Origin of the sequence: Streptomyces actinomycinicus, from assembly GCF_016741775.1 — a bacterium.
Lineage (GTDB): Bacteria > Actinomycetota > Actinomycetes > Streptomycetales > Streptomycetaceae > Streptomyces > Streptomyces actinomycinicus.
On the sequence record NZ_JAERRK010000029.1, the window covers coordinates 57,991 to 71,509 of the forward strand.

The 13,519-nt window shown below is 70.9% G+C and carries 12 protein-coding genes and 1 riboswitch; of the genes, 9 read left to right on the top strand and 3 right to left on the bottom strand.

What is annotated here, in order from left to right; all coding sequences use genetic code 11:
* Positions 1-99: 99 nt before the first annotated feature.
* Complete coding sequence (locus JK359_RS35485) at positions 100-501, bottom strand: response regulator (protein ID WP_201843753.1); 402 nt, start codon at positions 499-501, stop codon at positions 100-102.
* Positions 502-667: 166 nt separating this feature from the next.
* Here JK359_RS35485 and ctaE point away from each other — a divergent pair, with 166 nt between their 5' ends.
* The 7 genes from ctaE (at position 668) to JK359_RS40020 (ending at position 10,436) form a co-directional block, all read left to right on the top strand.
* Complete coding sequence (gene ctaE, locus JK359_RS35490) at positions 668-1,288, top strand: aa3-type cytochrome oxidase subunit III (protein WP_014672235.1); 621 nt, start codon at positions 668-670, stop codon at positions 1,286-1,288.
* A 62-nt stretch (positions 1,289-1,350) separates the two neighbouring features.
* Positions 1,351-2,163, top strand: a complete 813-nt coding sequence (gene qcrC, locus JK359_RS35495; protein ID WP_201843754.1) for a cytochrome bc1 complex diheme cytochrome c subunit — start codon at positions 1,351-1,353, stop codon at positions 2,161-2,163.
* Positions 2,160-3,233, top strand: coding sequence for a cytochrome bc1 complex Rieske iron-sulfur subunit (gene qcrA, locus JK359_RS35500; protein ID WP_201843755.1), 1,074 nt, complete (start codon positions 2,160-2,162; stop codon positions 3,231-3,233). The genes qcrC and qcrA overlap by 4 nt, the downstream gene beginning before the upstream one ends.
* Positions 3,230-4,867, top strand: coding sequence for a cytochrome bc1 complex cytochrome b subunit (qcrB, locus tag JK359_RS35505; RefSeq protein WP_201843756.1), 1,638 nt, complete (start codon positions 3,230-3,232; stop codon positions 4,865-4,867). Before qcrA ends, qcrB begins: the two co-directional genes overlap by 4 nt.
* Before the next feature lie 122 nt (positions 4,868-4,989).
* On the top strand, positions 4,990-6,054 hold the full coding sequence (gene trpD / locus JK359_RS35510) for an anthranilate phosphoribosyltransferase (protein WP_201843757.1): 1,065 nt from the start codon (positions 4,990-4,992) through the stop codon (positions 6,052-6,054).
* A gap of 73 nt (positions 6,055-6,127) precedes the next feature.
* A riboswitch (SAM riboswitch) is annotated at positions 6,128-6,244 on the top strand.
* Between the two features lie 180 nt (positions 6,245-6,424).
* Positions 6,425-7,786, top strand: a complete 1,362-nt coding sequence (locus JK359_RS35515; protein WP_201843758.1) for an aminotransferase class V-fold PLP-dependent enzyme — start codon at positions 6,425-6,427, stop codon at positions 7,784-7,786.
* Positions 7,787-7,970: 184 nt separating this feature from the next.
* Complete coding sequence (locus JK359_RS40020; RefSeq protein ID WP_201843759.1) at positions 7,971-10,436, top strand: serine/threonine-protein kinase; 2,466 nt, start codon at positions 7,971-7,973, stop codon at positions 10,434-10,436.
* Positions 10,437-10,530: 94 nt separating this feature from the next.
* Here the strand turns inward: JK359_RS40020 and JK359_RS35525 are convergent, their stop codons facing one another.
* Complete coding sequence (locus JK359_RS35525; protein WP_201843760.1) at positions 10,531-10,812, bottom strand: Lrp/AsnC family transcriptional regulator; 282 nt, start codon at positions 10,810-10,812, stop codon at positions 10,531-10,533.
* A 40-nt stretch (positions 10,813-10,852) separates the two neighbouring features.
* Positions 10,853-11,650 (bottom strand): rhomboid family intramembrane serine protease, encoded by a 798-nt coding sequence (locus JK359_RS35530; protein WP_236678951.1) that lies wholly within the window; start codon positions 11,648-11,650, stop codon positions 10,853-10,855.
* Positions 11,651-11,815: 165 nt separating this feature from the next.
* On the opposite strand from JK359_RS35530, the gene JK359_RS35535 reads away from it, so the two are divergent.
* Positions 11,816-12,055 carry a hypothetical protein gene (locus tag JK359_RS35535; protein ID WP_129309567.1) on the top strand — a complete coding sequence of 80 codons (240 nt, stop codon included), beginning with the start codon at positions 11,816-11,818 and terminating at the stop codon, positions 12,053-12,055.
* 47 nt (positions 12,056-12,102) lie between these two features.
* On the top strand, positions 12,103-13,446 hold the full coding sequence (locus tag JK359_RS35540) for an NYN domain-containing protein (RefSeq protein WP_201843761.1): 1,344 nt from the start codon (positions 12,103-12,105) through the stop codon (positions 13,444-13,446).
* The last annotated feature ends 73 nt before the right edge of the window (positions 13,447-13,519 follow it).

A 13,519-nucleotide genomic window follows, 5' to 3' on the forward strand; every position in this document is an offset into this window, starting at 1 on the left:
GGGCAACGCGAGGCCGGGTGCGAGGTGCGGCTGCCGCCGCGCGGGCGCGAGGGCCCGCCACGGACCGGCAGCCGCGCCCACACCTCGCGCCCCGGGCCGCTACGCGCCCACCAGGCGCCGCTGACGCAGCAGAGCGGCCAGCGCGGAGGCGAACTCGACCGGGTCCACCGGCAGGGTCACCGCGGCGTCCGCCCGGCTCCACGTGGCGAGCCAGGCGTCCTGCGGCCGTCCCATCAGCAGCAGCACCGGCGGGCAGTTGAACACCTCGTCCTTGATCTGCCGGCACACGCCCATGCCCCCCATGGGCACGGCTTCGCCGTCCAGGACACAGACGTCGATGCCCCCCTTGTCCAGCTCCCGCAGCACCGCGTCCGGCGTCGCGCACTCCAGGAACTCGACGAGGGGTACGTCCGGAGCGGGGCGGCGACCGGCGGCCAGCCGTACTTGCTCGCGGGTGTTGGAGTCGTCGCTGTAGACCAGCACCGTGGCGGTCGGCTGCATTGTTCCTCCGAGACGTCAGCGTCGTACGGACAGGACGGACAGGGCCGTTCGGGCGGATGTTACTCCCGTCGTCGTCCCCATGAACACCATGTCAACACCGGTGTGGTGGGTGGCAACACTCCGAACGGCACCCCCCGGAGTGAGCGCGAGATAAGCGACCGACATAATGTCGGTCGTGGCGACAGCAACGACAGTAGAAACCGGGCACGCGCACCCGTCGGTCAACCGGCCGAACCTCACCAGCGTCGGAACCATCATCTGGCTGAGTTCCGAGCTGATGTTCTTCGCGGCCCTCTTCGCGATGTACTTCACCCTCCGGTCGGTGACCGGACCGGCTCACTGGAAGGAGATGGCGGAGGCACTCAACGTGCCCTTCTCCGCCACGAACACCACGATCCTGGTGCTCTCCTCCCTCACCTGCCAGCTCGGCGTGTTCGCGGCCGAACGCGGCGACGTGAAGAAGCTCCGTGGCTGGTTCATCCTCACCTTCATCATGGGTGCGATCTTCATCGGCGGTCAGATCTACGAGTACACCGAGCTGGTGAAGAAGGACGGCATCTCGCTGTCCTCGGACCCGTACGGCTCGGTGTTCTACCTGACCACCGGCTTCCACGGCCTGCACGTGACGGGCGGCCTCATCGCCTTCCTGCTGGTACTCGGCCGTACCTACATGGCCAAGAGGTTCACCCACGAGCAGGCGACCGCCGCCATCGTCGTGTCCTACTACTGGCACTTCGTCGATGTGGTCTGGATCGGCCTCTTCGCCACGATCTACCTGATCAAGTAGCCGGGACCGCTCCCGCACATCCAGAAGCACCGACGCAGAAGATCCTGACACCGGGGTAATCCGTGAAAAAGCTCTCCGCACGACGACGCCATCCGCTGGCGGCGGTCGTCGTCCTACTCCTCGCGCTGGCGGCCACTGGGGGGCTGTACGCCGCGTTCGCGCCCGCGGGCAAGGCGCAGGCCGATGACACCTCCCAGTCCCTGACCATCAAGGAGGGCAAGAAGCTCTACGAGGTCGGCTGCGCCAGCTGCCACGGCACCGGTGGCCAGGGCTCCTCCGACGGCCCGAGCCTGGTCGGCGTGGGCGCCGCCGCGGTCGACTTCCAGGTGGGCACCGGCCGTATGCCGGCCTCCACCTCCCAGATGGCCCAGATCCCGAGCAAGAAGGTCGTCTACACGCAGGACCAGATCGACCAGCTCGCCGCGTACGTCGCGTCGCTGGGCGCCGGCCCGAGCGTGCCCACCAAGGAGCAGTACGGCCCCGACGGCGCGGACATCGCCAAGGGTGGCGAGCTGTTCCGTACCAACTGCGCGCAGTGCCACAACTTCACCGGCAAGGGCGGCGCCCTCACCAAGGGCAAGTACGCGCCGTCTCTTGAGGGTGTCGCTCCGAAGCACATCTACGAGGCCATGCAGACGGGCCCGCAGAACATGCCGTCCTTCCCCGACACCACGATGTCGGAAAAGAACAAGAAGGACATCATCGCGTACCTGAACGCGGTCGACGGCAGCAAGACGGAGAACCCCGGCGGTCTGGAGCTGGGCGGCCTCGGGCCGGTCAGTGAGGGTCTGTTCGCCTGGATCTTCGGCCTCGGCGCGCTGATCGCGATCGCCGTCTGGGTCGCCGCTCGGACCGCAAAGGCCAAGAAGTCATGAGTAGCCAAGACATTCCAGAAGAGAACCTGCCGGCTGAGCAGTCCGCAGGACATGACAAGCACGCGCACGGCGCGGTAAGCGTCGCGGACGAGGAGAACCCGTTCGCGGACCCGGGGCTGCCGCCGCACGAGCACCGCATCCAGGACGTCGACGAGCGGGCCGCCAAGCGGTCCGAGCGTGTGGTCGCCCTGCTGTTCACGGTGTCGATGCTGGCCACCATCGCGTTCATCGTCGCGTACGTGGTGATCCCGAACGACAAGTCGATCTTCGTCTTCCCGATCGGGCACATCAGCGCGATGAACTTCGCGCTCGGTCTCACCCTGGGCACGGCCCTGTTCTGCATCGGCGCGGGCGCGGTCCACTGGGCCCGCACCCTGATGTCCGACGTGGAGGTCGCCGACGACCGGCACCCGATCGAGGCCTCTCCCGAGCTTCGGGCGAAGGTCCACGCGGACTTCCGCGAGGGCGCCGAGGAGTCCGCGATCGGCCGTCGCAAGCTGATCCGCAACACCATGTTCGGTGCGCTGGCCCTGGTGCCGCTCTCCGGCGTCATGCTGCTCGGCGGCCTGGGCCCCGCGCCCGGCACCAAGCTCCGCCACACCATGTGGGCCAAGGGCAAGCGCCTGGTCAACATGAACACCAACCAGCCGCTGCGTCCCGAGGACGTCGCCGTCGGCTCGCTCACCTTCGCGATGCCGGACGGTCTGGCCGAGCACGACGAGAACTTCCAGGACGAGATCGCCAAGGCGGCCCTGATGATCGTCCGGCTGCAGCCGGGCAACATCAAGGACAAGCGCGAGCTCGACTGGTCGCACGAGGGCATCGTCGCGTTCTCGAAGATCTGCACCCACGTCGGCTGCCCGATCTCGCTGTACGAGCAGCAGACGCACCACGTGCTGTGCCCGTGCCACCAGTCCACCTTCGACCTCTCCGACGGTGCCCGAGTGATCTTCGGTCCCGCCGGTCACGCCCTGCCGCAGCTGCGCATCGGCGTGGACGATGAGGGTTACCTCCAGGCGCTCGGCGACTTCGAGGAGCCCGTCGGTCCTGCTTTCTGGGAGCGCGGATGAGTACTGCACCGAACCAAGAACCCCGCTCTCGCGGGAAGGCGCCGGCCGGCGAGCGCATCGCCGACTGGGCCGACGGCCGGCTCGGGATCTACTCCCTCGCCAAGGCCAACATGCGCAAGATCTTCCCCGACCACTGGTCGTTCATGTTGGGTGAGGTCTGCCTCTACAGCTTCATCATCATCATCCTGACGGGTGTCTACCTGACGCTGTTCTTCCACCCGTCGATGAACGAGGTGGAGTACCACGGCAGCTACATCCCGCTCCAGGGACAGCTGATGTCCGAGGCGTTCAACTCGACCCTGCACATCTCCTTCGACGTGCGCGGTGGTCTGCTCGTCCGGCAGATCCACCACTGGGCCGCGCTGATCTTCCTCGCCGGCATGTTCGTGCACATGATGCGCGTGTTCTTCACCGGCGCGTTCCGCAAGCCGCGTGAGATCAACTGGCTGTTCGGCTTCCTGCTGTTCGTCCTCGGCATGTTCACCGGCTTCACCGGTTACTCGCTCCCGGACGACCTGCTCTCCGGCACCGGTGTCCGCTTCACCGAGGGCGCCATCCTGTCGATTCCGATCGTCGGCACGTACATCTCGATGTTCCTGTTCGGCGGCGAGTTCCCCGGCCACGACTTCGTCGCCCGGTTCTACTCGATCCACATCCTGCTGCTGCCGGGCATCATGCTCGGCCTGGTCGTGGGCCACCTGATCCTGGTCTTCTACCACAAGCACACGCAGTTCGCGGGTCCGGGAAAGACCAACAAGAACGTCGTCGGCATGCCGCTGCTGCCGGTCTACATGGCCAAGGCCGGAGGCTTCTTCTTCCTGGTCTTCGGTGCCATCGCGGCCATCGCGGCGATCGCCCAGATCAACCCGATCTGGGCCATGGGCCCCTACCGCCCGGACCAGGTGTCCACCGGCGCGCAGCCCGACTGGTACATGGGCTTCGCCGAGGGTCTGGTCCGCTACATGCCGGGCTGGGAGATCAACTTCTGGGGTCACACGCTCGTCCTGGGCGTGTTCATCCCGCTGGTGCTCTTCGGTCTCGTCCTGGCGGCGATCGCGGTCTACCCGTTCATCGAGTCCTGGGTCACCGGCGACAAGAGCGAGCACCACATCCTGGACCGCCCGCGCAACGCCCCGACCCGTACCGCGTTCGGTGTCGCCTGGGTGACCGTCTACATGATCGGCCTGGTCGGCGGTGGCAACGACCTCATCGCCACCCACTTCCACCTGTCGATCAACGCCGTCACCTGGTTCGTCCGGATCTTCTTCTTCGCCGGACCGGTCATCGCGTTCATCGCCACCAAGCGGATCTGCCTGGGTCTGCAGCGCCGTGACCGCGACAAGGTGCTGCACGGTCGTGAGACCGGCATCATCAAGCGGCTGCCGCACGGTGAGTTCATCGAGGTGCACGAGCCGCTCAGCCAGGAGCAGCTGCACACCCTCACGGCCCACCACCAGTACGAGCCGGCCGCGATCGGCCCGGTGGTCGACGAGAACGGTGTCGAGCGCAAGGTGAAGGCGTCCGAGAAGCTGCGCGCCAAGCTCAGCAACGCCTATTACGGCGAGGACAACCAGATCCCGAAGCCCACCGTCGACGAGTACAAGGAGATCACGAGCGGCCACGGCCACCACTGATCCCCGCGTCGCCACGCCACACAAGAAGGGCCCCGTCCGCCTCGCGGACGGGGCCCTTCGCCGTGCCCCGGGCTGGATAGGGTGGGGACCGCACTGTTCTTCTACGACACCCAGGAGCGGCTATGAACGCTGTGACCCCCGCTGGAGGCGACACCGCGGCGGGCCGTTCCTGGCCCGCTCTGCTGAACGGTCTGCTGACCGGCCATGACCTGTCCGCCGACGACACGGCCTGGGCGATGGACCTGATCATGCGCGGGGAGGCGACCGACGCCCAGATCGCCGGGTTCATGGTGGCGCTGCGGGCCAAGGGCGAGACGGTGGAGGAGATCAGCGGTCTCGTCCGCACGATGTACGAGCACGCCAACGTGATCGAGGTGCCGGGCCCGGCCGTCGACATCGTCGGCACCGGCGGCGACGGCGCCAAGACGGTGAACATCTCCACCATGTCCTCCATCGTGGTCGCCGGTACCGGCGCGAAGGTCGTCAAGCACGGCAACCGTGCCGCCTCCTCCGCCTCCGGCTCCTCCGACGTCCTGGAGAAGCTCGGCATCAACCTGAACCTGACCCCGCAGCGGGTCGCGGAGGTCGCCGAGGAAGCCGGCATCACCATCTGCTTCGCGGTGCGCTTCCACCCGTCACTGCGTCATGTCGCCCCGGCCCGCGCGCAGCTGGGCATCCGGACCACCTTCAATGTGCTCGGTCCGCTCACCAACCCGGCCAAGGTGCGCGCCCAGGCGGTCGGGGTCGCCGACCCGCGCATGGCACCCATCGTGGCCGGTGTCCTCGCCGAGCGCGGCAACTCCGCCCTGGTCTTCCGGGGCGACGACGGCCTGGACGAGCTGACCGTCACCGACACCTCCCGGGTGTGGGTGGTCCGGGACGGCAAGGTCGCGGAGCAGACCTTCGACCCGCGGGACGTCGGCATCGGCCTCGTCCCCGTGGACGCCCTGCGCGGGGCCGACGCGTCGTACAACGCGGAGGTCGCCCGCCGCGTCCTGGACGGCGAGCAGGGGGCCGTCCGGGACGCGGTGCTGCTGAACTCCGCGGCGGCGCTGGTGGCCCTGCGGCCGACGGACGCGCCGCTCGCCGAGCAGATCCGCGCCGGCATGGCCCGGGCCGCGGAGTCGATCGACTCGGGCGCGGCGAAGCGCACGCTGGAGCGCTGGGTGGCCGTCAGCAACGCCTAGCCCCGCCGGGAGCGTCCCGCGATCCGGACACGGGTTGCGGGGCGGCGATCATTTCGCGTACGTTCCTGTACCAGGTCATGAGCGACAGTCATTCGGCCCCGGCCGACTGTCCGGCAACCCTCCGTCCGTGGCGGGGTGCCCCGGGTGAAGACCAGGTCGTGGACAGCAAGGTCCACGGCAAGCGCGGACCCCTCGCACGCTTCTCCAGCGTGGGACCAGGGGTCCTGGTCGTTCGAGGGAGCCTTCCGTGAGCAAGCGAATGCGATAGGGCCGCAGAGCCCCGCCTCCGCACACCCTTTTCCACCCGCCCGCGCTCGAGCACCCGTCCGCTCGCGCAGGCGGATTCCACCTGCCTTCACGGGAGTTCCCCATGTCCGTCTTCACCGCTGCCGCCGACCAGTCCGTTTGTGCCCCTCTGCCCGTTCTGGGCAGGGACGTCACCGTCCCGCTCGTCACCGGTGGCGAAGTCACCTACGCCGCCCTCGACTACGCCGCCAGCGCCCCCGCCCTCCAGCGCGTCTGGGACGACGTCGCCGCCTACGCCCCGTACTACGGCAGTGTCCACCGCGGTGCCGGCTACCTCTCGCAGCTCTCCACCGACCTGTTCGAGAACGCCCGCAGGACGGTCGCCGCGTTCCTCGGCTGCCGGCCCGCCGACCAGGTGGTCTTCACCCGCTCGACCACCGACTCCCTCAACCTCCTGGCCCGTGCCCTCCCGGCCGGCTGCCAGGTCTTCGTCTTCGAGACCGAGCACCACGCCTCCCTGCTGCCCTGGCAGGACGCGCAGGTCACCTACCTCGACGCCCCGCGCACCCCGCAGCAGGCGGTGCGGACCCTGGAGCGGGCCCTCGCCGACCGAGACCCCTACGGCCCGGCGCTGGTCTGCGTCACCGGCGCCTCCAACGTCACCGGCGAGCTGTGGCCGGTGCGCGAACTGGCCGCCGCCGCGCACGCCCACGGCGCCCGGATCGTCCTGGACGCGGCCCAGCTGGCCCCGCACCACCCCGTCGACATCCGGGACCTGGACGTCGACTGGGTCGCCTTCTCGGGGCACAAGCTGTACGCCCCCTTCGGCTGCGGTGTCCTGGCCGGCCGCGCCGACTGGCTGCAGGCGGCCGAGCCGTACCTCGCGGGCGGCGGCGCCAGCCGCAAGGTCGCCCGGCGCCAGGACGGCGGCGTGGACGTGGAGTGGCACGACAGCGCGGCCCGGCACGAGGCCGGCTCCCCGAACGTCATCGGCGCCTACTCCATCGCGTCCGCCTGCAAGGCCCTCACCGAGGCCGGCTGGGACACCCTCGTCGCCCGGGAACAGCACCTCATCCGCACGGTCCGCGAGGGCCTCGCCGAGGTCCCCGAGGTGAAGATCCTCTCCCTCTTCGGCGACGACGCCCCCCGCGTCGGCGTCATCTCCTTCGTCGTCGAGGGCTGGAACAGCTCCCACTTCGCCGCCGCCCTCTCCGCCGAGTACGGCATCGGCGTCCGCGACGGCCTCTTCTGCGCCCACCCCCTGCTCCGCACGCTCCTGGGCACCGACCCGCAGACCCAGGGCGAGTGCGGTGCCCCCGAGGCGGCCCCGGGCGAGAAGTCCCTCAACGCCATCCGGGTGAGCTTCGGCGCGGGCACCCCCGACGAACACGTGGAGCGCTTCGTGACCGCCGTCAGGGAACTGGTGCGGGACGGCGCCAAGTGGCAGTACCGCACCGAGGACGGCCGCTGCGTCCCGGCGGTCTGAAGCCGGCCCCAGGGACGGCCGACTTCAGGGGCGGCCGGTTTCAGGGGGCGTGGGGAACCGCGTGACGACACGGACCCGCGCCCGCCGTACCACCGCACCCCGCAGTCGATCGGGCGCCGTCCACCGCTCCGGCGGCGCCCCATAGACTCCCCCTGGCAGCAGCTAGATTCGGGGGGATCACGGAGTGCAATCGCTGCGCGCAACCGACCCGCGCCACATCGGCCCGTACGAGGTCACGCACAGACTCGGTGCCGGCGGCATGGGCGAGGTCTATCTCGGCCGTTCCCGCAGGGGACTGCGGGTCGCGGTGAAGGTCGTACGGGCCGAGCACGCCGAGGACCGCACCTTCCGCGCCCGGTTCCGGCACGAGGTGCGGGCCGCGCAGACCGTCGGCGGCGCGGGCACGTACACCGCGCGGGTCGTGGACGCCGACACCGAGGCCGAACGCCCCTGGATGGCAACGGAGTTCGTGTCCGGACCGAATCTGCGGGACGCCGTCCTGGACCACGGGGCGCTGCCCGAGCCGGCGGTCCGTGTGCTGGCCGCCGCGCTCGGCGAGGCGCTGGGCGCCATCCATGCCAGGGGACTGGTGCACCGCGACCTCAAGCCGTCCAACATCCTGCTGGGCGAGGACGGGCCGCGGGTCATCGACTTCGGGATCGTCCGCGCCCTGGAGGCCACCTCGCTGACCCGCACCGGCGCGGTCGTCGGGTCGGTCGGCTACGTCTCACCGGAGCAGATCCGCAACGGCGGCCAGGTGGGCCCGCCGAGCGACGTCTTCTCCCTCGGCGCGGTCCTCGCCTACGCGTCGGCCGGGCGTGAGCCGTTCGGCGAGGGCCAGGACTCGGTCGTCCTGCTGCGCATCCTGACCCGCGACTTCGACCTGTCCGGCGTACCGGAGTACGTGCGCCCGCTGGTGACGGCCTGTCTGCGCGAGGACCCGCTGGAGCGCCCGGTGCCGGCGGAGGTGGTGGCGGGCGCCGGGTTCACCCCGGACACCCTGCGCACCGGCCTCCGCCCCGGCTGGTACGGCCCCGCAGCCACCCCGGGAACGGCCCCCGCCGACCGCCCAAGCGGCGTCGAGTACTTCGCACCACCCCCCGCGCCCGAGGCCGAGTCCGTGCCCGAGTCCGTGCCCGCGCCACCGCCCGCCCCTGCCGCGTCCGCCGGCTCCACGCCCACGCCGGTGCAGGCTTCGTCCACCGGCCCCGCCCTCGCCACTGCCGGGTCCGCCGGATCCACGTCCACGCCGGCGCAGGCTTCGTCCACCGGCCCCGCCCTCGCCACTGCCGGGTCCGCCGGATCCACGTCCACGCCGGCGCAGGCTTCGTCCACTGGCCCCGCCCCCGCCCCTGCCGCGTCCGCCGACCCCGCCCCCGGTGCCGTCTCGTCCACCGGCTCCGCGTCCACCCCTGCGCCCGTCCCGTCCGCCACGCCCGCCCCGGCGTCCGGCGCCGAGGGCACCGTCCCCGTCGTGCGCCGTCTCGGTGCCGTCGCGCCCGGTCGGCGCCGTCTGTTGCAGGCGTTCGCCGGTGGGGCCGTTGCCGTGGCCGGGGCCGGTGCGGGTGCCTGGCTGTGGCAGCGGGGGACCGGGTCCGAGGGCATCAGCGGCAGTTACCAGATGCCCGGGGAGGCTCCGGGTACGGGGAAGACCCCGGCCGTCGCCCGGCCCGCCGTGCTGCGCTGGCAGTACGACCTCGGTGGCATCGGCGGTCTGGACGGCGCCTGCTGCGCCCTCTCCCCGGACGGTTCCGTCGTCTACGCCGGCACTTCCGACGGCGCCCTGCACGCCATCTCCCGCAACGGCTCCAGGCGCTGGAAGGTCCGGCTCGGCGACGACGTCTCGACCCCCGTGGCGACCGCGGACGGCGTGTACTGCGTGGTCGGCTCCGACGCCGACGAGGTGCGCAGACTGACCGCGGTCAGCCTCTCCGGCAGTCCGCGGTGGACCCGCACCCTCGGCGACCGGGGATACGCCGTGCCGGTGCTGCTCGGCGTCGACCTGCTGGTCTCGGTCGGCGGCACGGACGCGGGCGGCCTGCGCTCCTACGCCTCCGACGGCAGCACCAAGTGGACCGCGAAGACCCCGGCCGGCCCCACCGGCACACCCCTCGTCTCGGGCGACGCGATCTACACGGGCAGCTTCGGCGACGCCCTGCTGGCCCTGGACGCGCGGGACGGCTCGCGCACGTGGCAGGTGGCCGCGGGCACCGACGTACGGGCCGTCGCCCTGGCGGGCGGCACCCTGATCGCCGACACCGCCGGCGTCCGACAGGGATTCCGGGTCACGGACGGACGGCGGCTGTGGCGCAGGGAGGCGTACGCCGCGGCGATGACCGCGGGCGATCGTGCGTCGGCCGTCGGCACGGACTCCCGGAGCGTGTACGCCGTCCGGGCGGTCGACGGCTCGGTGGCGTGGACGTACACCGTCGCCGACGACCAGGCCGATCCGCGCGCGGTGACGGCCGGTGACACCGTGTACGCGCGGGCCGGTGACCGGGTCTGGGCGCTGGACCTGAACGGCAGGAAACGCTGGGGGGCGGCTCTCGGCCGCGCCGCGCGCGACGACCAGCACACCCCGGTCGTGCGCGGCCGCCGCCTCTACGTCCCCTCGGGCACCGGCATCGCCGCGGTGGACCTGGAGACCTAGCCGCCCCGACGGCCCGCCCCAGGACGTCTCTTTGGATCTTGCCGGGGTCGCAAGGCATCGTCGCCCGGAGCCGGCCTGATCCGAAAGAAAGGCCCTAGTTGTCGAGGCCGATCGCGAACGCGGCCTCCAGGTCGTGCTGGGAGTAGGTGCGGAAGGCGACGTGCGTGTCGGTGGCCTCCACGCCGGGGATCTTGCTGATCCGGCCCGGGATGACATCGGCGAGGTCGTCGTGCCGGCCGACCCGGACCATGGCGATCAGGTCGTAGGTGCCGGTGACCGAGAAGACTTCGCTGACACTGTCCAGCGCGGCGATCTGCTCCGCGATCTCGGGGATCCGGTCCACGCTGGTCTTGATCAGAACGATCGCGGTGATCACGGCTGTTTGTCTCCCTCGGTGACCGGAGCTGGGGCGGCCTTCACTCTAGCCCGCCCGTCTCCCGCCACCGCCCCTCCGAGACCGCCCCCGGGCCCTTCCCTTCCCCGTCTCCTCCCACCGCCCTTGTGAAGCCGCCCTCCGCTCCCCTCCTGTTGCGGTAGCGCACCCACGCGTAGACGAAGCCGAGCCCGAACCCCACCAGGTGCGCGAGATAGGCGACCCCGGGCCCGTCGGAGACCCGGCCCGCGGCCAGCCACTGGATCGCCGCCCAGAACGGCAGCACCACCCAGGCCGGGAAGCGCAGCGGCAGGAAGAACAGGAACGGCAGAAGACTTGTCACGCGGGCGTGGGGGAACAGGTAGAGGAAGGCCCCGAGGACCGCCGAGATCGCCCCGGAGGCGCCGACCAGCGACTGCCCGGAGGCGGCGTTGGCGGCCGCGTAGCCCAGCAGGGCGAGGTAACCGCAGCCGACGTAGAACAGGGTGAACTCCATCCGGCCCATCCGTTCCTCGGTCATCGCCCCGAAGACGAAGAGGAAGAGCATGTTGCCGAGCAGATGCACCCAGCTGCCGTGCACGAACAGCGCGGTGGCCGGGGTGAGCGCGGCGTGGGCCGGGTCGTCGAACAGCTCGGACGGGATCACGCCCCAGTGCCGGAAGTACGCCCGCTGCGCGGCGAGCAGCGCGCTCCCCGAGCCGTACCCGGGAACGAGCCCGGAGGCGGGGCCGAGGAGGAAGAGCAGAGAGCACAGGACGATGAGGCCGTACGTCACCGGTGCCGGGGTGCCCCGGGCCGCTCTGAGTGTCCTGCCGGCAGCGCTGCTCCAGGTGCTGATCATGACTACAGAGCATGACGTAACGGGACGCAAGCTGACAGACCGCCTCGCCGCCGCGGACGGACGGGCGGCGAGGACCCGCCAGGCCGTAGGGTTACGAGCCACACGCGTCGGGGAGCGGCGCGGACGCACCAGACGACGGACACGAGAAGGAAGCGGACGGTCACGATGACGGTTCCCCTGCCGACGGCCACGACCCGTTGGCGCTGCACCCTCTGCGGCAATCTGACCCGGTTCGACGTGACCCGCTCGTCGAAGGTGGTCGAGTACGTCCACCTCGACCTGGCAGGCGAGCCGACGGTGGAGGAGCGCGAGGTGGTCAGTGAGACCATCGAGTCGGTGCGTTGCCGCTGGTGCAACGCGGTGGACCAGGTGGAACTCGTGGACAGGCCGGGCAGCGGCTCCTGAGCGGAGCGGCCCCCGGAGAGGCATTTTTCGGCATTGGGGTGTGACGGATGGTGGAGACCGCAGGCGGGGGGCCGGGCGACGGCACCGCTGAGGTGCTTGACCGTCCGCTGCCCGACGGCGTGCGCCGACGGGTCGTGCAGATCGTCTCGGACGGCTTCGGCGGGCTGACCGTGACGGAACTTCCCGCCCAGCTGCGGCAGTACGCCCGCTTCGCCCCCAATCGCCGGGCCAAGTTCGCCGGGAACGCGATGGCGGCGGCGCTCGAGACCGATCCACTGTTCCGGCAGCGGATCGGGGAGAAGTTCAGAGAGGCGCAACCGGAACTCGCCGGTGCCCTGGACTCCGGCTCGCCGCCCCCGGCCGCGGACCCGCTCGACGTGGCGGCCGCGGCCTACGTACTGCGTCCGGCGGGCTGGGTGAAGCTGGTCACCGCGGCCGGCGAGGAGGCCCAGCGTGCGGACGCCGAGCGGGCGGGCGAGGAGAGCCGGGCCGAGCTGGAGCGGCTCCGCGCCGAGCTGGCCCAGGCCCGCGACCACACCCGCGCCGAGACCGAACGGCTGCGCGTCGAGCTGGAGTCGGCGAAGAAGGAAGCGGAATCGCTTCACCGGAAGCTGCGCGCCGCGCTCAGCGATGTGAAGCGGGGCGAGGCCGCACTGCGCAAGGCGCAGGGCGAGATCGACGCCGTGCGGGCCGAGGCGCAGGCGCAGGTGTCGGCGGCGGAGAGCGAGTCCCGCCGGCTCAAGTCCCGCCTGGGCGAGACCGAGGCCGCCCTGGAGGCCACCCGCAGGGCGGCCCGGGAGGGGCGCAGCGTGGAGGACATGCGGGTGCGGCTGCTGCTCGACACCCTGCTGGACGCCACCCAGGGGCTGCGGCGCGAACTCGCCCTGCCTCCGGTGTCGGTGCGTCCGGCCGAGACCGTGGATGCGGTCGAACCGGGACGAATGACCCCGAAGGACATCGCGACGCGCGCCCTGTCCGAGCACGATCCGGCGATTCTCGACCAGCTCCTGGCGCTGCCGCAGGCGCATCTGGTCGTCGATGGCTACAACGTGACCAAGACCGGCTATCCGCAGATGCCGCTGGAGAAGCAGCGGCTCAGGCTGCTGGGCCAGCTCTCGGCGCTCGCCGCGCAGACCGGCGCCGAGGTGACCTGCGTCTTCGACGGCGCCGAACTGGCCGCGCCGGTGCTCCTCGCACCCCCGCGCGGGGTGCGGGTGCTGTTCTCCAAGCCGGGTGTCACGGCCGACGAGCTGATCCGCCAGCTGGTACGGGCGGAGCCGCCGGGCCGTCCGGTCATCGTCGCCTCCACCGACCGCGAGGTGGCCGACGGGGTCGCCAAGGCGGGTGCCCGACCCGTGGCCTCTGCGGTGCTTCTGAAGCGACTGTCCTGAAGGTCCAACGGGCACAGGTAATGCCCGAATTGGTCGTAACGTCACGCAACGTAGGGTCAATCAACTCTCACTG